This is a genomic window from Pseudomonas sp. SDO5522_S412 (assembly GCF_054071215.1).
Window position 1 is genome coordinate 35,288 of the sequence record NZ_JBSVWQ010000009.1, and the last position, 16,796, is coordinate 52,083.

Consider the following 16,796-nt stretch of genomic DNA (forward strand, 5'->3'; position numbering starts at 1 on the left):
AGGGCTCGCGAGGTTCGGGAGCGATAGTCTGCAGGCCAGGCTAAAAGCCCGCAGCATCCCAAACCGCGCGAGAGTCTACCAGCTTGCAAGCGTCTGCGTTATATCCGAGTCTTCAGTGCATATAACATTTCGAGCGCTTTTCGCGGCGTCACGTCATCCAGGTCAAGCTTAGCCAACTCATCCAGTACCGGATGAGGCAGGCTGGCGAACATGTCGCTCTGGTGCGGCGCGCTGGGTTTGTTGCTGGCCTTGGCCGGGCTGGCCACGGGAATCTCATGGGGCAGCGCGGTTTCTTCCAGGCGGCTCAGGTGCTCGCGAGCACGGGTAATCACCTCGGCCGGCACCCCCGCCAGTTGCGCCACGGCCAGGCCGTAACTCTGGCTTGCCGGGCCGGGCAGCACGTGGTGCAGGAACACGATGCGCTCGTTGTGCTCGGTGGCATTGAGGTGCACGTTGGCTACCAACGGCTCGTTTTCCGGCAGCACGGTCAATTCGAAGTAGTGCGTCGCGAACAGCGTATACGCCCGCAGGTGCGCCAAACGCTCGGCCGCCGCCCACGCCAGGGACAGCCCGTCGAAGGTGCTGGTGCCGCGGCCCACTTCGTCCATCAGCACCAGGCTGCGTTCGGTGGCGTTGTGCAGGATGTTGGCGGTTTCGCTCATTTCCACCATAAAGGTCGAACGGCCGCCGGCCAGGTCATCGCTGGAACCGATCCGGGTGAAGATGCGGTCCACCAGTGACAATTCGCAGCTTGCCGCCGGCACGAAGCTGCCGATATGCGCCAGCAGCACGATCAACGCGGTCTGACGCATGTAGGTGGATTTACCGCCCATGTTCGGACCGGTGATCACCAGCATGCGGGTGTCGTCGTCCAGCGACAGGTCGTTGGCGACGAACGGCGTGGTCAACACCTGCTCCACCACCGGGTGGCGACCTTGCACGATGCGCATGCACGGCTCGCTGACAAAGCGCGGGCAGTTCAGGTCAAGGTTCAGGGCTCGCTCGGCCAGGTTGCTCAGTACATCCAGCTCGGCCAGGGCGGCTGCGGTGTCCTGCAACGGCGCCAGCTTGTCGATCAGGCTTTCGAGCAAGGCTTCGTAGAGCATTTTCTCCCGGGCCAGGGCGCGGCTTTTGGCCGACAGCGCCTTGTCTTCGAATTCTTTAAGCTCCGGAGTGATAAAGCGCTCGGCACCCTTGAGGGTCTGGCGGCGCTGGTAATCGATCGGCGCCTGCTCGGCCTGCTTGCTTGGCAACTCGATAAAGTAGCCGTGCACGCGGTTGTAGCCGACTTTCAGGTTGGCCAGGCCGGTGCGGGCTTTTTCACGGGCTTCCAGGTCAATCAGGAACTGCCCGGCGTTCTCGCTCAGGGATTGCAGCTCATCCAGCTCGGTGTCGTAACCGGTCTTCAACACGCCACCGTCACGGATGATCGCGGGCGGGTTGTCGATGATGGCTTTTTCCAGCAGCGCCGCCAGTTCCGGGTAGGTGCCGGTGGTGACTGCGAGTTGCTGCAGGTGCGGTGCTTCCAGCTCGGTCATCGCCGCTTGCAGTTGCGGCAGGGCGCCGAGGGCATCGCGCAGGCGTGCCAGGTCGCGGGGCCGCGCATTACGTAGGCCGATCCGCGCCAGGATCCGCTCGATATCGCCGATTTCCTTGAGCTGCGGTTGCAGCTTTTCAAAGCGGTAGCGGTCGAGCAGGCAGGTAATAGAGGTCTGGCGGGCTTGCAGCACGGTCAAATCCCGCAGCGGGCGGTTCAACCAGCGGGTCAGCAAGCGGCTGCCCATGGCGGTCTGGCAACGGTCGACCACCGATTGCAGGGTGTTGTCGCGCCCGCCGGCCAGGTTGGTGTCCAGTTCCAGGTTGCGACGGCTGGCGCCATCCAGCACCACGGTGTCGTCCAGGCGTTCATGACGCAGGCTGCGCAAATGCGGCAGGGCAGTGCGCTGGGTTTCCTTGGCATAGTTGAGCAGGCAACCGGCGGCGCCGATGGCCAGGGTCAGGGTTTCGCAACCGAAGCCCTTGAGGTCTTGCACGGAGAATTGCTGGCACAGGCTTTTCAGCGCCGAATCACGCTCGAAATCCCACGGCGCACGACGCTTGGTCCCACGGCGACGTTCCGCCGGCAGGTCCTTTGGCCAGTCGTCCGGGATCATCAACTCCACCGGGTTGACGCGCTCAAGCTCCGCCAGCAGATTCTCCCAGCCCTTGATCTCCAGCACCGTGAAGTTGCCACTGGTGATATCCAGGACTGCCAGGCCGAACAGGCGTTCGTCCCCCAGTACTGCCGCGATCAGGTTGTCGCGACGCTCATCCAGCAGCGCCTCATCACTCACCGTACCCGGCGTAATGATACGCACCACCTGGCGTTCCACCGGGCCCTTGCTGGTGGCCGGGTCGCCGATCTGCTCACAGATCACCACCGACTCGCCCAGCTTCACCAGCTTGACCAGGTAACCTTCCAACGAATGATATGGAATCCCGCACATCGGAATTGACTGCCCGGCCGACTGCCCGCGCGCGGTCAGGGTGATGTCCAGCAACTTGGCCGCCTTCTTCGCGTCTTCATAGAAGATCTCGTAGAAATCGCCCATGCGGTAGAACATCAACTGATCAGGGTGCTGGTTTTTCAGGCGCCAGTACTGCTGCATCATCGGGGTGTGGCTGGAGAGGTCGGTCATACGCGGGGTTCAGCTCTTCCTGTCGATTTTTGGCAAGGGTAAATAGGCTAATGGTACATTGATTTTTTATGCATTGTGGGCGGCTATACGATGTTGAATTCTCGCTACGAGCCTTATAAACGATGTGTTTGTCCTATGGTTTACGATGGAAACCAAGACAGATCGGGTTCGGTTGATCAATAAAAAAACCCGACGCTGGGTCGGGTTCTTTATTGCAGTGCCTTAGTAGATGTCAGGCTCGTTTTGCCTCAGCTGCCATCAATACAAGGTTCTGCTGTTTGGTCGCTTCGGTCAGCACTTCGCTGTATACGCGCTTTTTTTGATCAGATTTAGCGTTACGAATAAAGTCGGCAAAGGGGCTTTTTGCACCTTTGGTCAAGCCCAGCTTAATCGAAATCATCATTACGCTCCTGATGGTTGCCCGAGTCTGGCCTCAAGATCGGCCCGCGTGTGTCGCTCAGGAATATGGTAGTCAATTTTTTCGACACCGGCTTTGTACAATCGTCCCGAGTTGTCAATGTGCTTGAGCAGCAAATCCACGTGGATATCGCCGCCGTACTCTAGCTTAAGTGCGTTGACGACGTCACGTGCGGCAAAGTACTGGTCGATGAAATGCTCTTTACGAATCCTTCTTCCTTCTGCTTCTTCGCGAGCTTTGACGAAGTCCCAAGCGAGCCTCGGATCCTGGTAGACGTACAGAATCTGTACGAACCTGCCTTTTCTTAAGGAACGATCCACATTCCGCCTGGCGACATCAATGTTTGAAAATGTTCCGTCAAGGAGGAACGACTGCTGTTGGTCCATCGCAAAATCCAGAATCTTCTCCACCAAAATAGAAACCCCTCTCTGGAATAACCAGGAGTTACCGCCGGTATAGGCAACAAATTCGCTACGAAGCTCATCGGGGTCAATTCGAAGGATCGGGGTGTCGGCAAAAAGATTCACGAGCGCGATTGATGCCTCGGTTTTTCCTGCACCCGGTGAGCCGGCCATGTAGACCGATACAGGCGCCTCTTCCGGAGGATAGATAGCTTTGTCGGTCAGACGCCTGGCAATCATTTTCTTGTTTGAGCGAGCAAAGCGCAGCGCTTCGTCTGAGACTTCTTGCTCTGACTGCGTCATGACTTTTCTGATTGGATCTGCAAAGTGCGTCATCAACAAACCCAGCATTTTTCCGATAGGCGCAGGTTAGCATGCGAGGCAGACCACAAATGGTTAGGTAAAAATCTGCAATCAATGCATTAAATATGCAAATAAGCATTTGCCAAGCATCAAAACTGCCTGCACTATCCGCGTTATGCAAAAACGCAACGTTTCTATCGTCTTAAGAGAGCTGCTGGACCGCGACCGGATCTCCCCCACGGAGCTTCACCGGCGTACCGGCGTGCCTCAATCCACACTGTCCCGGATCCTCAGCGGCAAGATCGTGGATCCGTCGGACAAGCACATCTCGCGCATCGCCGATTACTTCCAGGTCAGCACCGATCAGCTGCGCGGGCGCGCAGGGCTGGTGCCGGCGCGGTCGGACGAGCGTGACCCGATGCATTCGGAACTCAAGGACATAAGCCTGTGGGACGACGAAACACCCGTTAATGATGACGAGGTGTCGATCCCCTTTCTGCGCGAGGTTGAATTGGCTGCTGGATCAGGAAGATTCGTCATCGAGGAAAGCGAGAAAGCCAGCCTGCGATTCGGCAAGCGCAGCCTGCGGCATAACGGTGTGCAGTTCGACCAGGCCAAGTGCGTGACGGTGCGCGGCAACAGTATGTTGCCGGTGCTGCGCGACGGCGCCACCGTAGGTGTCAATGCGGGCAAATGCGGGATTGGTGACATCGTCGATGGCGATCTTTACGCCATCAATCACAACGGCCAGCTACGGGTGAAACAGCTCTATCGCCTGCCTTCCGGGATTCGCCTGCGTAGCTTCAACCGCGATGAACATCCGGACGAGGACTACAGCTTCCAGGAAATCCAGGATGAACAGATCAGCATCCTTGGTCACGTTTTCTGGTGGGGCATGTACGCCCGCTAACCCTTCTGTGTAAGACAAAGCCCGCCAGTGAGCGGGCTTTTTTTCGTCTGCGTAAAACCACCAAACCCTTTGCCTGCGGGGCTATAAATGCACCTGTGCATTTATTGCGCAAAAATAAATGCATTTGTGCATTGACTGTATATGCATACATGCATATTCTTCATCTCAAGCCAGCCAAGAAGGCCTGGTGGAGGCGGCAAGGATGCTGCCAAGGAAGACAAGGACGTTACGCAACACCGGCAAGGACGCCATCGAAGCGATGGCAAGGATGCCAGGCAATACCGGCAAGGATGCCGACGCTCTTTAGTTTCAAACCGCTTCAAGAACAGGCAGCGATGAACCGGCCTTAACGGTTCAGAGGGTTGGCAACTGGCCCGGGTGTGCAGCGTAAAGCACCAGAAGCAGTTATCCGGCAGACAGGGATCGTGGTCGGAAAAACATTGAGGAAAGAACCGTACCGCGCCAGTAGCGCCGAAAGTTCGAGGACATCATTACTGAAAAGCCCGGGCAACCGGGCTTTTTGGAATGCCTACCTAGAGAACCCATTCAAATTGAAACAAACACCTACAACCGGCGACCTGCCGGTATCACTCATTCCAGGAGGCGTGACATGACAAACGAGCAGCAAGCGTTGGCGGAAATGCCTATCTGGCTGGTCATCGTATTGGCGGTGATTGGCGGGGTTTCCGGAGAAATGTGGCGCGCCGACAAGGAAGGCGCCCGCGGTTGGTCGCTTATGCGGCGCCTGGCCCTGCGTTCGGGGGCCTGCATGGTGTGCGGGGTATCGGCCCTGATGCTGTGCTACGCCGCCGGCATGTCGATCTGGACGGCCGGCGCCATTGGGTGCCTGACCGCCATGGCCGGCGCCGACGTGGCCATCGGCCTTTATGAACGCTGGGCGGCCAAGCGCATCGGCGTCAACGAAGGCCCTGGCCGGGACCCGCAGTAACCGTTGCAAGGACGCTACTTAAATGACACTTATCGAAAAACCCTCCCAATTGCCCCAGGCCATCAGCGAGGCACTGCGCAGGGCGTTTCCGGAACTTAAGGTCGGCACTCATCAGGACTTTCAGGGCGCCGCGAACAACACCGGCGTGTTGATCACGGTCGAAGGCAATGGGCCGGGCCTTCGCTCCCGCGAGGGGCGCAAGGCACATGCCCTGGGGATTTCACTCAAGGCCATGGTGGCCCCGGGTGCTTTGCCCTTTGATGCCTGCGACCTGGCCAGCCAACTGATGGATCTGGTGCTGGATAACCGCTGGAACCTGCCGCAGGCGCAGTGCGACCTGCCGACCAGCATTGTCGCTGCGCCTTCAATACGCACCAGCGCAGAGACGGACTACGACACCTGGACCGTCACCTTCACCCAAACCCTCTATATCGGGCCGCCGTTGCTCAACGATCCCACAGGCAAGCCGCTTTTTGCCTGCACCTGGGACGTCTCGAACATCGACGACCCCGACCAATACAAGCCGCTGGCGGAGTAGCCCATGTTCGACGCGCTGTTACGCATGCAGCTGGGGCCGATCGTGGAGCGCCTGGCGGAAATGGAAAGCCAGCTCGAAGACCTGTATCGACGCGCCGAAAGTTTCTGCCGAATCGGCGTGTGCCAGGAGGTCGACGCCGCCAGCAATACCTGCAAGGTCAGCCACGGCGAACTGCTCACCCCGGCGATCCGCTTTTTCAACCCCAGCGCCGGAGCGCAGACGGAAACCCGCATCCCGTCAGTAGGCGAGCAATGTTTGCTGCTCAACTACGGTGCCGGGGAGGGCGGGGCGCAATCGGTGGCCTTGTTCGGCTTGAACAGCGACCGCTTTCCACCGGTCTCCAGCGCTTCGACACTGACCCGGCGCCGCCATCAGGACGGTACCCAGAGCGACTACGACGACGCCAGCCATACCTTCAACTGGGTCAATGGCCCCACCACGTTCACAGGTTCCCGCGAACAGGTCGACATCAAGGTCGGCGCCGCCAGCCTCACGATGAGCGCCCAGGGCATCACGCTGCAAGTCGGCGGCACCAGCCTGTTGCTGGACGCCGGCGGCGCGCACTTCAGCGGCCCGGTGGTGGACCACCAGGGTCGAGTCATCAGCCCCTGACAAGGACATCCCATGATCGGAATCGATAGAAACACCGGGGCGGCGGTCGATGACTGGCTGCAATTTGTGCAGCGCGCTACCCGAGCGCTGACCACGCCCTTGGGCACTCGCCAGAAGCGCCCGCTGTACGGCTCGATGATCCCGCAGCTGCTCGGGCAAAACCTCGGCGATGACCTGCTGATTCTCGCCCAGAGCCATGCCGCCCAGGCGTTCTACAACCCGCAGAACGGCATCGCCGACTTCGAGCCGCAAGTCATCGTCGCCAACCGCCAGGGCGCCGGCCTGTTGCTGCGCTTCGCCGGCACCTGGAAAAACCGCAAGCAATCCTTCGAGGTGGTGACATGAGCATGCTGATACCCGGCCAGAACCAGTTGGCTGAGCCAGCGATCATTGCCGTCGATGAGTTCGAACCGTTGCTGGCGGAGTTCAAGGCGTTTGTCGTCGATTACGTCGCCACTCGTGCACCAGAAAATGCCGCCAAGCTGAAGATCAGCCTGGAGAACGAGAGCGAGTTGCTGACGTTGGCGCTGGAAGCTTTTTGCGTTCGCCTGCAAACCCACGAGCGCAAATACAACGCCCGCATCAAGCAGATGCTGGCGTGGTGGGCCACCGGCAGCAACCTCGATGCACGCCTGGCGGACATGGGCCTGCAGCGCCAGGTGCTCGACCATGGTGACCCGGCGGCTTTCCCGCCGGTACCGCCAACATTGGAGAGCGACGATGACGCCCGGTTGCGTTATTACCTCGCGCCTCACGCTCCGGCGGCGGGTTCGCGGATGCAGTATCGCCGAGAGGTTTTCACCCTCGGTGAGCGTCCATCGGTGAAAGTGCAAAGTGCTACGCCGGGTGTGGTGACGGTCACTTATACCTTCGACCCGGACGGCTACGCGGCACGGGTCAAGGATGGTAATGGCCGTCGAACCGCGCCCGGCGAAGTGATGGTCACGGTCCTGTCCCGAGACGGGGATGGCACACCTTCTGCTGATCTGCTTGACGGTGTACGTCGGCATTTCGCCCGGCCTGACGTGCGACCGGAAACGGATCTCGTCACGGTGCAGGGGGCGCAGATCCTGCGCTACAAAATCCGCGTGGTGGCCAAGATCAACGCGGGCCCGGATTCCGGGCTCACTCAAGTCGCCGCGCGGAAACTGCTGCAAGACTATGCAGAGTCCTGTCATCGCCTGGAAGGGCGGGTGGACCCGAGCTGGATCGACTACGCCATCCACTCGGCGGGAGCTGCACAACTGCAAATCCTTGAACCGCTGGAGCCGATCGTCACCACCGCGTTCCAGGCCCCGTATTGCACGGGCGTCGAGGTGGAGGTGCGCACGCTATGAACGAGCCCAAAGGCAGTTTGCTGCCCGCCAACAGTTCGCCGTTGGAGAAGGCGCTGGACCTGGGTTTCGGGCAATTGCTCGATCGGGTGACGCCCCCTTTTCCCGCCCTGATGAACCCGCTGCAGACGCCGGCTGAATTCCTTCCCTACCTGGCCGCTGATCGCGGCGTCAGTGAATGGGACGCCGCTGCCAGCGAGTCGGAGAAGCGCCTCACCGTGGCCTTGTCCTGGCAAATCCAGCGTCAGGCCGGTACGCCCAAGGCGCTGAGCTACGCCGTCGAATCCCTGGGATTCACCCCCAATATCAGTGCCTGGTATCAACAGCGGCCAACCGGCCTGCCTTACACCTTTGATGTGCAGGCAATCATCGGTCGCAGTTGGTCCAGTGGCGATCACAACCGTTTGATCCGCCGCATCAACGCGGCCAAGAGCGAGCGGGACCTGGCCACCATCACCATCGTGCACGAGACGGCTGGTGGGCTGGCGCTGAGCGGTGTTGCTCATGCTGCACTTTGCGACAGCGAGCTTTCTCTTGCGGGGGCGCTGCCTGTACTCGTGCTTGGCGCCCGACTTCACAGCACCGGGGTCGCCCGGTACTACACCATTAACGATTACGACCTCAGGGCGCAGCCATGACAGAAGATATTACGCGGCTGGTGCGCTTCACCTCCAAAGGTTTGGGTGAAGTGTTGCAGGCAAAAAACCAGGGTTTGAAAGGTGAAATTACCCATATAGGCGCCGGGACTGGCCGTTATAACCCCGACGGCAGTGAGATTGCCTTGCGGGATGAACGCCAGCGGGTAGCAATTGCCGATTACGAAGACCTGGGTAATCAACAACTCAGAATGGCCGCGCTGTTTGATGGCGAGGCTGAGTATGAGATTGGAGAGTTTGGGTTTTACCTGGCTAGCGGGACCTTGCTGGCAGTTTATTCTGTTGCCGGGAAACTGCTCACCTACAAAGCGGCCGCGGCCCGTGTATTGCAGAAGTTCACGCTGGACCTAACACCACTGCCGGTCGATAGTGTCACGGTAGTAGTGGGTATGGAAAATCTTAATATTTTAATTGCAGAAGAATTGGCCGCTGTGGCTACAGCCAATATTGATAATATGGCTCGTCATCTGGGGGTTTTGTTTCGTGTTATGAAGTTGGAAGATGCTAGGGTTGCGAACTAGATATTGGGCTGGCCTCTTTAGTTATGGCTAATTACCGGTACTGAGTGGTCTGAGAATGACAAAGTAAAGGAGCTTCTATTTTGAGTACGGAAACGCAGATAGCCAACTTGGTTCAGGCCTCCAATAACCTGACCACCGCCGTAAATGGCAAGATTGGCGATATTGATAAACGAATGGATCAAGCCCGTGCGGAATTTGATCAGTTTCGTGCACTTAAGGACGTTGTCGGAGAGCCCGGTGCCCCAGGGACATTGTTGATGAGCGTCTTTCAAGGGCTGATTTGGGGGACGGGAGCGCCTTATAACGTCGGTGCTTCCGGGGGGATGACAGCGACGGATCTTGGCTCCTCGATGGAGGTTTATGTCCACTTCAAGTTGCCATTCTCCATCAATACGGATGACCAGATGTTCTGGCTCAATATTCGTGGTTATAGTTACGGCAGTTCGTTGGTGTTGGACGAGACATTTGCTGGGTACGTGTATGCACCTCAGCGTGCGGTCATAAATCAATCTTGCTTTGGGAAGTTTGCACCCGCTATTTATGCTGATACGGCTGGTAATGCAATCTGCCGTATTAAAGTTCCCAATGTATATGTGACGTCCTTGCGAATTGACACTATGCAGGTTGGTGGCTATCGCGCGATCAAAGTTGGTGAGATCAAGTCGAAACTTTCCCTTTCCCCTACGGTGGTTTTCTAATGACTGAAGCACTTATTACGCTAGCGCCATCTCATATTCCCAGCAAAGAAGGTCTTGAATGTTTGGAGTGGTCCTCCATTCGCGTCCGTCGCGATCAACTTTTGCGAGAAACAGACCATACCCAAGTCCAGGACAGCCCTCTGAGTGAAGTTCAGCGTGCGGAAGTCGCTGCTTACCGCAAACTGTTGCGGGATGTCCCGCAAGATGTAGGCGATCCCTTCACTGTTGTATGGCCAGAAAAGCCTGGTTTCCTTAAATAACGATAGCCACCGCGAAAGCGGTTTTTTTCGCCCGCCCAAAGCCCCTCTCGCAGGGGCTTTGGCGTTTTCCACCCGGAGAATCCCACTCATGTTTAACCGCCAAACCTACACCGTCCTCATTCCATTCCCCACCGGCAACGGCCACTGGTCTACCGCCGCCGAGGAGCTGGAACTGCTGGACGTCGAAGCATCCGCCCTGCGCACCGCTGGCCGCCTGGAACTGACCAGCGTCCTCAACTCCACCCCGAAGAAGGCTGACTGATCATGGCTGAGGTTTTGAACTTCGAGCACAACGGCATCACCGTGAATGCCACCGAATCCCCCGAGGCCATGGGTGGCCTGGGCGATAATGTCATCGGCCTGGTGGGCACTGCCCCCAACGCCCATGCGTCGATTCCGAAAAATGCCCCGTTCCGCATCAACAGCTTCACCACCCAGGCGCTGCTGGACCCCACCGGCGCTGAAACCGGCACGCTGTTCCACGCCGTGTACCAGATCCTCAAAGTGGTCAAGGTGCCGGTCTACGTTGTGATCGTCGACGAGGGCACCACCCCGGCCGACACCATCAATAACGTAATCGGCGGTGAAGAGCCGGTCACCGGCCGCAAACTGGGCCTCGCCGCCCTGGCCAGCGTCCCCGAAGACCTGACCATCATCGGCGCCCCGGGCTTCACCGGCACCAAGGCCGTGGCCGGCGAATTCGCCTCCTTCGGCAAGCGCATCAAGGCCCGTGTGGTGCTGGACGGCAAGGACGCAACCGTCGCCGACCAGGTGACCTACAGCGGCGAACTGGGCGGTGCCGATCTCGGTTTCGACCGTTGCCTGCTGGTGCACAACATGCCGTCGGTGTACTCCAAGGCCGCGAAGAAAAACGTGTTCCTGGCGCCGTCGTCCCTGGCCATCGCCGCGCTGGCCAAGGTCAAGCAATGGGAAAGCCCGGGCAATCAGGTGACCTTCGCCGAAGACGTGTCCCGCGTGGTTGAGTACAACATCCTCGACACCTCCACCGAAGGCGACCTGCTCAACCGCTACGGCGTGAGCTACTACGCCCGCACCATCCTCGGCGGTTTCTCGCTGCTGGGTAACCGCTCCATCACCGGCAAGTTCATCAGCTACGTAGGCCTGGAAGATGCGATCAGCCGCAAGCTGGTCAAGGCCGGGCAGAAAGCCATGGCCAAGAACCTCACCAAGTCGTTCATGGACCAGGAGGTCAAGCGCATCAACGACTGGCTGCAAACCCTGGTGGCCGACGAGACCATTCCCGGCGGCAGCGTGTACCTGCACCCGGAATTGAACAGTGTCGAGAAGTACAAGAACGGCACCTGGTTCATCGTCATCGACTACGGCCGCTACGCGCCGAACGAACACATGATTTATCAACTCAACGCCCGCGATGAAATCATCGAGCAGTTCCTGGAGGACGTTCTCTAATGTTTACCAACCGAATCAGACAGGCCATGGCGGCCACCCTTCAAGGCCTGCCGTTGTCCGCAACCGTGGAAGAGTTCACCCCGCCGGTGATTGATTTTGATATGGAACCCATGACCGGTGGCCGCTTCATTGCCGAAGAAATGGCCAAGAGCGGCAAGGTGTTGAACGCGACCCTGGCGCTGCAGGGCGTGGGGCCCGAAATCATGCTGGCGTTGGGTGTGAAGCTAGGCGATGACATCCTGCTGAACGTACGTGAAGCCGGCCAGGATCAGGACGGCAAGACCTACTTCATCTACCACACGGTGGGCGGCAAGCTGAAAACCCTGACCGAATCCAAGCTGAAGATGGGCGATAAGGTCACCACCACGCTGATCCTGACCTGCCGCACCTACAACCGCCTCGAAAACGGCATCCCGGTGATCGACATCGATGTGCGAACGCAGAAGTTCGTGCTCAATGGCGTCGACATCCTGGGCGACGCCCGCCGCGCGGTACTGATGCCGTAAGCCCCTGGGAGCGAGTGTGCTCGCTCCCATACTTCACCAAGGAATTGTCCCATGGCCTGGATGCCTCCGCTGCACATCCTGCTGTCCCCGATCACCGCCGATACCGGTGAGACGATCGAGAAGATCCAACTCAAGCCGCTGTTCTACGCGCCACAGAAAGAAGCCCTGGCTCGCGCTGGCGACGACGAAGACGACCAATTTTTCGAACTCGCAAAACTCGCCACCGGCCTTTCTGAACATGAGCTCGACCAGCTCAAGCGTCCGGACTACGTCAGCATCGCGCAGTACGTGCACGAGATGTCGACCCGCCCGGCCTCGTTTTTCCTCAACGCTAACGATCAGCCACGGGAGTCGCAAACCAGCGAGCACGTCTCGCTGCTGCTGCCACTCGATACGGCCGGTCGCAGCCTCACCGCCGTCACCCTGGAAATGCCTGCATTGCGTGCCACCAAAGTGATGAAAAAACTCGCCACCAACAAAGAGCGCGCCGAGTTCATCACCGCCCACTGCACTGGCTTGATGATTCCCGATCTCGCCGGCCTGACCGTGCCTGACTGGACGGAACTGCAGGAGCGCATCGACGATTTTTTAAACAAGCCGGCGGACTTCTTTCGGAGCGCGATATCGAAGTAATCCTCGATATCGTTCCGCTCATTTACTCGGTAAATGAAGCGGAGATCCTCGATTGGGACGCTGGAAAAGCATTGCGCCGCTACGACATCGCGATCACTCGCCTTGGCGTCAAACAGGAGTAGAGCGGATGGCAAACAGTGAATATGGACTGAGGTCGGCCATCGCCAAGGATGGCGGGGCGCCTTTTGGCTCACTTGATCGAGCAGAGTCCTACGCCAGTATCAACGCTATTGCGCCAACGCTTGTGACACCCTCCTTTCTGGATACGGTCCCGGGCGACTCGGCCGGCCAGCAGATCAGCCAACTGGTTGCAGGGCAGGCTCGACTTATTGACACGCTGGAGTTGTTCAACGCCTCGCTGCTGAACCTGATGGACGCCCGACAAATCGAATCTGGCAACGCGGCGAGCGGTGCCAAGGCCTCCGAAGTTCCTGATTCGGGGACGCGGTCGCAGATGTTGGACGCGGCGATGACCGACCTGGATCAGTTGCTGGGGTTTGCAGGGCGTGAGCGCAAACATCTGCGCGAAACTAACCTTGCCATGGCGACAGAGCCGGTGGTGGCGGCGAGTGGTGCAAGTGCGGTCGATCTGGCCAAGGTCGAGTATGTGGCGGCAAAGTCCGGTATCGGCAGTGAGCGCGTCGACGCTTCGGGGAACATCGATCGCGCGGCGCGCCAGGTTGACCTGACACAGTTCGCCCGTGACTCCGCGATCATGGCCACGGCTTTCAAGATCGACGTTAAAAATGCTGGCGAAATCATCGGCGGGTGGCGCGCGTCGATGAAGCTCGACCGTGGGCAAGCTCTGGATCTGGCAGACGCGACAAACGTGTTGGGCACCAGCGTCTCGCTGAACGCTGAGGCTGCAGATATCGGTAGCGTTGTACAAGGCCAGGGTGCCGCCGCGATGGCGGCTGGCATGCGCCCTGAACAGATAGCGGCACTCTCGGCAGCGTTACTCAACGCTGGCAACAGCAAAGGTGCCACGGGTGTTGGGGTGGAAAAAATCAGCGCCGCCCTGGCAAAAGGTGAAAACGCCTCAGAGGCCCAGCGCAGTGCTTGGGCAGAACTCAAGCTTGACCCCAAAGTACTCGCGGGCGAGATGAAGCAAGACGCACCGCAAACGTTGGTGACGGTACTTGAAGCGCTCAAGGCGCAGCCTGCGCAACGACAGGCGGCGTTGGCCACACAGCTGTTCGACGGCAACCAGTCGATCCTGAGCCTGATGCCGGCAGTCGACAGTGTGAAGCAGGCCTTCTCGCTGGTGGCGGACAAGTCGACGTATGCCACCTCGGCCGTGGGCGCGCAGGGTTCAGTCGTGCGTTCGGCGGAGCTTCGTGCCGACTCCACACAAGCGCGCCGGCAGGCCTTCGACGCAAGCACCACACGGCTGGACACTGCCAGCGATACGGCGATGGCACCGATCGTGAATACCACGCTGACGGCGATGACCGCGTTGGTCAACGGCGTGGGTTGGTTGGCTGAAGCTTTGCCCAAGACGACTGCCACTGTCACGGTGGCTGCCGCGGTAATGGGGCCGCTTTTAAGCGGCGTGTTCGATGCCGTGAAGGACAAGGTTTTCGACAAGGTGGCCGGGAAGATTTTGCGCGAAGGCGATACAAGTCCCGGCAGCGGCTCCAGGAAGAAAGGCAACTCCACAAACAAGAACCGCCAAAAAGGCAAGGGCACGTCCAAAAATGCCAAGCCTTCTGCCGGCCCGACGTGGGGCTTGTCCGGCAAAACCGCCAAGCTCGCCAAATGGGCAGGTCCTGCGATGGTCATGGCAGACGCCGGCTTCGATTTCGTCAAGGGTGCTGTGACGGGAGATAAACAGCTGATGGGCTCCGCCGCCGGTTCTGCGGCAGGTGGGATTGCAGGCCAGTTCGCCGGCGCGGCTATTGGCCAGGTCGTGGGTGCAGCCGCCGGGGGGTTGCTGGGTACCGTTGTACCCGTTATCGGCAATGGGGTGGGGTTGGTTGTGGGCGGTGCAGTCGGTAGGTATGTCGGTGGTGCCTTGGGCACTGTCATCGGCAGCGACATCGGCAGCAACATCAGCGCGTGGTTAGGTGAAAAGTTTTCGAGCCCTGCCGACCGCCTCCCTCCACCCACAGATGTCAGCAAAAACCTCTCCAATGCTCAAGCCGATAATCGGCAAATCAACTTTGCCCCGCAGATCACCATCACCGCGCCCGAGCAGGCCAACTATCAACAGCTGGCGGCAATCGTGGTGCAGCAGATCGAGGCGCAGTTCAGGCCGTTATCGATGGACAACCTGCTGGCGACGCGACGCGACGCAGCACTGACCGATGGAATGGTGTGATGCGACAACAAATGGTGTTGGGTAGTTTTATTTTCGGGCTGTCGCGCGGGTTTGCCTACGACACGCTTGGTCGTGTGAGCAGTGGTGGTTGGGTGAGTCTGGAGATTATTGCCGGCAAACCCAAATCCAGCCAGACCGGCCAGGCCCTGGAGACATTGACCTTCGGTGGCAAGGCGGCGCGGGCGACAGGGATGGCGCGGCTGGATGAACTTCGTGCGTTGCAAGCCATGCGTACGCCGTTGCCGCTGGTAGATGGCATAGGTCGTAACTGGGGGTTGTGGACGATCAAGTCGGTGGACGAGAAGCAGGCTAACGTGATCGACGACGGCACGGCGATGCTGATCAATTGGACGCTGACATTGGAGGAGTTCGTCAATGCGTAAAGTTCGAAGTATTGCCGGTGACTCGGTGAACTTGCTGCTCTACCGTGAACTGGGCCGCAGCGATGATGCGGCGGAGGAAGCACTGTGGAGCCTGAATCCCGAGCTTGCGGAGCATGGCGCGGTATTGCCTGCCGGCATTGGCGTGATCGTGCCGGAACTGAGCGTGCGCCCTGTGGCGAAAAGTCCGGTTTCGGCGTGGGATTAAGGAGGATTCATGGCACTAGGATTCACACCGGTAGTGGAGATTTACGGGGCCAATGCCGTGTTGCTCAACGAGCGACTGCTGGAGTGGGAACATACCGACACTGCGGGTTTCGTGTCTGACCAGCTCAAGCTGACCCTCGACATTGAAGGGCTTGAGGGCTTGCCCGATCTGGGCGGCAGGATCGGTTTGCGTGTCGGGTATCTCGAGTCGGGCCTGGTAGATAAAGGCCTGTTCAAGATTACTCAGCGCACGCCATACCTGTTTCCCATGCGCCTGGTACTGGTCGCCACCGCGGCGCCGTTTGACGAGCACGAATTCAAACAGCGTCGCACCGCCAGCCATGGACCGATCACATTGGGCGCACTGTTTCGCCAACTGACGACACGCTATGGATTTTCACCGCGCGTGGCGCCGGACCTGGACGGTCAGATGATCAGCCATATCGACCAGACCAATGAAAGCGACATGAGCTTCCTGACCCGGCTTGCCCGGCGTTTTGATGCAGTGGCCAAGCCGGTTGACGAGCTGTACGTACTGGGCCGCAAAGGCCAGATCACCACATTGTCGGGCAAGGTGTTGCCAGACGTGCCGCTGTCGGTAACCCGCGATAATCGCCCCGGCGACCATGCGTTCATCAGTGCCAGCTTTACCGAGACAAGCCGCGCTAAATTCAATGGTGGTCAGGCGTCCTGGTGGGATGCATCTGCCGGTAAAAAACGTGAAGTAGAGGTCGGTTTCGCGCCGTTCAAAATTCTGTCGCAGCGTTATCAAAGCGAAGAAGAAGCCCGGGCTGCGGCTGAAGGCGAGATGCGCAGGGTTGGCCGTGAAGGTCTGGTCATCAATGTGGTCTGCCCGGGCGATCCGGCGCTGGGGGCTGAAGGGCTGTTACTGCTGGATGAGACCTGGCCCGGCTTCATGCAAGGGCGCTGGTCGATCGATACGGTGACGGCCAGCGGCAAGCGCAAAGAGAGCTACCGCTGCACAGTCAAGGCGAGCGGGTTGTCCGCACCTGAATGACACCTCCAATAATCCCCATTCAC

The 16,796-nt window shown here is 59.1% G+C and carries 21 protein-coding genes; 18 read left to right on the forward strand and 3 right to left on the reverse strand.

Annotated elements, in window-relative coordinates; translation table 11 throughout:
* Nucleotides 1–98: 98 nt before the first annotated feature.
* The 3 genes from mutS to ACW9I6_RS04100 form a co-directional block, all read right to left on the reverse strand.
* On the reverse strand, nt 99–2,678 hold the full coding sequence (mutS, locus tag ACW9I6_RS04090; protein ID WP_457338922.1) for a DNA mismatch repair protein MutS: 2,580 nt from the start codon (nt 2,676–2,678) through the stop codon (nt 99–101).
* Nucleotides 2,679–2,910: 232 nt separating this feature from the next.
* Entirely contained in the window at nt 2,911–3,081 is a 171-nt protein-coding gene (locus ACW9I6_RS04095; RefSeq protein ID WP_003208685.1) for a hypothetical protein, read from the reverse strand.
* Nucleotides 3,081–3,833 carry a zeta toxin family protein gene (locus tag ACW9I6_RS04100; protein ID WP_256344341.1) on the reverse strand — a complete coding sequence of 251 codons (753 nt, stop codon included), beginning with the start codon at nt 3,831–3,833 and terminating at the stop codon, nt 3,081–3,083. Before ACW9I6_RS04100 ends, ACW9I6_RS04095 begins: the two co-directional genes overlap by 1 nt.
* Nucleotides 3,834–3,975: 142 nt before the next feature.
* Between ACW9I6_RS04100 and ACW9I6_RS04105 the strand changes: the two genes are divergently transcribed.
* From ACW9I6_RS04105 to ACW9I6_RS04190, 18 genes are all read left to right on the forward strand, one after another.
* Entirely contained in the window at nt 3,976–4,710 is a 735-nt protein-coding gene (locus ACW9I6_RS04105) for a LexA family transcriptional regulator (RefSeq protein ID WP_023659216.1), read from the forward strand.
* Between the two features lie 610 nt (nt 4,711–5,320).
* Nucleotides 5,321–5,659 (forward strand): phage holin family protein, encoded by a 339-nt coding sequence (locus ACW9I6_RS04110; protein ID WP_003208680.1) that lies wholly within the window; start codon nt 5,321–5,323, stop codon nt 5,657–5,659.
* A 22-nt stretch (nt 5,660–5,681) separates the two neighbouring features.
* Nucleotides 5,682–6,197: a hypothetical protein gene (locus ACW9I6_RS04115; RefSeq protein ID WP_087695285.1), complete on the forward strand. Its 516-nt coding sequence runs from the start codon at nt 5,682–5,684 to the stop codon at nt 6,195–6,197.
* A 3-nt stretch (nt 6,198–6,200) separates the two neighbouring features.
* Nucleotides 6,201–6,809 (forward strand): phage baseplate assembly protein V, encoded by a 609-nt coding sequence (locus ACW9I6_RS04120; protein ID WP_177041848.1) that lies wholly within the window; start codon nt 6,201–6,203, stop codon nt 6,807–6,809.
* Between the two features lie 12 nt (nt 6,810–6,821).
* Nucleotides 6,822–7,154, forward strand: a complete 333-nt coding sequence (locus tag ACW9I6_RS04125; RefSeq protein WP_003208675.1) for a phage baseplate protein — start codon at nt 6,822–6,824, stop codon at nt 7,152–7,154.
* Nucleotides 7,151–8,146, forward strand: coding sequence for a baseplate J/gp47 family protein (locus ACW9I6_RS04130; protein ID WP_457338923.1), 996 nt, complete (start codon nt 7,151–7,153; stop codon nt 8,144–8,146). Before ACW9I6_RS04125 ends, ACW9I6_RS04130 begins: the two co-directional genes overlap by 4 nt.
* Complete coding sequence (locus ACW9I6_RS04135; protein WP_177044507.1) at nt 8,143–8,781, forward strand: phage tail protein I; 639 nt, start codon at nt 8,143–8,145, stop codon at nt 8,779–8,781. Before ACW9I6_RS04130 ends, ACW9I6_RS04135 begins: the two co-directional genes overlap by 4 nt.
* Nucleotides 8,778–9,320: a hypothetical protein gene (locus tag ACW9I6_RS04140; protein WP_003208670.1), complete on the forward strand. Its 543-nt coding sequence runs from the start codon at nt 8,778–8,780 to the stop codon at nt 9,318–9,320. Before ACW9I6_RS04135 ends, ACW9I6_RS04140 begins: the two co-directional genes overlap by 4 nt.
* An 80-nt stretch (nt 9,321–9,400) precedes the next feature.
* Complete coding sequence (locus ACW9I6_RS04145; protein ID WP_003208668.1) at nt 9,401–10,018, forward strand: hypothetical protein; 618 nt, start codon at nt 9,401–9,403, stop codon at nt 10,016–10,018.
* Nucleotides 10,018–10,278 carry a tail fiber assembly protein gene (locus ACW9I6_RS04150; RefSeq protein WP_043225896.1) on the forward strand — a complete coding sequence of 87 codons (261 nt, stop codon included), beginning with the start codon at nt 10,018–10,020 and terminating at the stop codon, nt 10,276–10,278. Before ACW9I6_RS04145 ends, ACW9I6_RS04150 begins: the two co-directional genes overlap by 1 nt.
* Nucleotides 10,279–10,366: 88 nt before the next feature.
* Entirely contained in the window at nt 10,367–10,540 is a 174-nt protein-coding gene (locus tag ACW9I6_RS04155) for a hypothetical protein (RefSeq protein WP_457338924.1), read from the forward strand.
* Between the two features lie 2 nt (nt 10,541–10,542).
* On the forward strand, nt 10,543–11,709 hold the full coding sequence (locus ACW9I6_RS04160; protein WP_003208663.1) for a phage tail sheath protein: 1,167 nt from the start codon (nt 10,543–10,545) through the stop codon (nt 11,707–11,709).
* Nucleotides 11,709–12,215, forward strand: coding sequence for a phage major tail tube protein (locus tag ACW9I6_RS04165; protein WP_087695291.1), 507 nt, complete (start codon nt 11,709–11,711; stop codon nt 12,213–12,215). The genes ACW9I6_RS04160 and ACW9I6_RS04165 overlap by 1 nt, the downstream gene beginning before the upstream one ends.
* Nucleotides 12,216–12,266: 51 nt before the next feature.
* Entirely contained in the window at nt 12,267–12,848 is a 582-nt protein-coding gene (locus tag ACW9I6_RS04170) for a phage tail assembly protein (RefSeq protein WP_087695292.1), read from the forward strand.
* A 127-nt stretch (nt 12,849–12,975) separates the two neighbouring features.
* Nucleotides 12,976–15,168, forward strand: a complete 2,193-nt coding sequence (locus ACW9I6_RS04175) for a phage tail tape measure protein (RefSeq protein ID WP_177122746.1) — start codon at nt 12,976–12,978, stop codon at nt 15,166–15,168.
* Complete coding sequence (locus ACW9I6_RS04180) at nt 15,168–15,551, forward strand: phage tail protein (RefSeq protein WP_087695294.1); 384 nt, start codon at nt 15,168–15,170, stop codon at nt 15,549–15,551. The genes ACW9I6_RS04175 and ACW9I6_RS04180 overlap by 1 nt, the downstream gene beginning before the upstream one ends.
* Nucleotides 15,544–15,756, forward strand: a complete 213-nt coding sequence (locus tag ACW9I6_RS04185) for a tail protein X (RefSeq protein WP_087695295.1) — start codon at nt 15,544–15,546, stop codon at nt 15,754–15,756. Before ACW9I6_RS04180 ends, ACW9I6_RS04185 begins: the two co-directional genes overlap by 8 nt.
* 9 nt (nt 15,757–15,765) lie before the next feature.
* Nucleotides 15,766–16,773 (forward strand): phage tail protein, encoded by a 1,008-nt coding sequence (locus ACW9I6_RS04190; protein ID WP_087695296.1) that lies wholly within the window; start codon nt 15,766–15,768, stop codon nt 16,771–16,773.
* The last annotated feature ends 23 nt before the right edge of the window (nt 16,774–16,796 follow it).

What these genes read in the sequence shown, in the direction of transcription:
- mutS (WP_457338922.1), bottom strand. Translation starts at nt 2,678, where the DNA reads ATGACCGACCTCTCCAGCCACACCCCGATGATGCAGCAGTACTGGCGC.
- ACW9I6_RS04095 (WP_003208685.1), bottom strand. Translation starts at nt 3,081, where the DNA reads ATGATGATTTCGATTAAGCTGGGCTTGACCAAAGGTGCAAAAAGCCCC.
- ACW9I6_RS04100 (WP_256344341.1), bottom strand. Translation starts at nt 3,833, where the DNA reads ATGACGCACTTTGCAGATCCAATCAGAAAAGTCATGACGCAGTCAGAG.
- ACW9I6_RS04105 (WP_023659216.1), top strand. Translation starts at nt 3,976, where the DNA reads ATGCAAAAACGCAACGTTTCTATCGTCTTAAGAGAGCTGCTGGACCGC.
- ACW9I6_RS04110 (WP_003208680.1), top strand. Translation starts at nt 5,321, where the DNA reads ATGACAAACGAGCAGCAAGCGTTGGCGGAAATGCCTATCTGGCTGGTC.
- ACW9I6_RS04115 (WP_087695285.1), top strand. Translation starts at nt 5,682, where the DNA reads ATGACACTTATCGAAAAACCCTCCCAATTGCCCCAGGCCATCAGCGAG.
- ACW9I6_RS04120 (WP_177041848.1), top strand. Translation starts at nt 6,201, where the DNA reads ATGTTCGACGCGCTGTTACGCATGCAGCTGGGGCCGATCGTGGAGCGC.
- ACW9I6_RS04125 (WP_003208675.1), top strand. Translation starts at nt 6,822, where the DNA reads ATGATCGGAATCGATAGAAACACCGGGGCGGCGGTCGATGACTGGCTG.
- ACW9I6_RS04130 (WP_457338923.1), top strand. Translation starts at nt 7,151, where the DNA reads ATGAGCATGCTGATACCCGGCCAGAACCAGTTGGCTGAGCCAGCGATC.
- ACW9I6_RS04135 (WP_177044507.1), top strand. Translation starts at nt 8,143, where the DNA reads ATGAACGAGCCCAAAGGCAGTTTGCTGCCCGCCAACAGTTCGCCGTTG.
- ACW9I6_RS04140 (WP_003208670.1), top strand. Translation starts at nt 8,778, where the DNA reads ATGACAGAAGATATTACGCGGCTGGTGCGCTTCACCTCCAAAGGTTTG.
- ACW9I6_RS04150 (WP_043225896.1), top strand. Translation starts at nt 10,018, where the DNA reads ATGACTGAAGCACTTATTACGCTAGCGCCATCTCATATTCCCAGCAAA.
- ACW9I6_RS04155 (WP_457338924.1), top strand. Translation starts at nt 10,367, where the DNA reads ATGTTTAACCGCCAAACCTACACCGTCCTCATTCCATTCCCCACCGGC.
- ACW9I6_RS04160 (WP_003208663.1), top strand. Translation starts at nt 10,543, where the DNA reads ATGGCTGAGGTTTTGAACTTCGAGCACAACGGCATCACCGTGAATGCC.
- ACW9I6_RS04165 (WP_087695291.1), top strand. Translation starts at nt 11,709, where the DNA reads ATGTTTACCAACCGAATCAGACAGGCCATGGCGGCCACCCTTCAAGGC.
- ACW9I6_RS04170 (WP_087695292.1), top strand. Translation starts at nt 12,267, where the DNA reads ATGGCCTGGATGCCTCCGCTGCACATCCTGCTGTCCCCGATCACCGCC.
- ACW9I6_RS04175 (WP_177122746.1), top strand. Translation starts at nt 12,976, where the DNA reads ATGGCAAACAGTGAATATGGACTGAGGTCGGCCATCGCCAAGGATGGC.
- ACW9I6_RS04180 (WP_087695294.1), top strand. Translation starts at nt 15,168, where the DNA reads ATGCGACAACAAATGGTGTTGGGTAGTTTTATTTTCGGGCTGTCGCGC.
- ACW9I6_RS04185 (WP_087695295.1), top strand. Translation starts at nt 15,544, where the DNA reads ATGCGTAAAGTTCGAAGTATTGCCGGTGACTCGGTGAACTTGCTGCTC.
- ACW9I6_RS04190 (WP_087695296.1), top strand. Translation starts at nt 15,766, where the DNA reads ATGGCACTAGGATTCACACCGGTAGTGGAGATTTACGGGGCCAATGCC.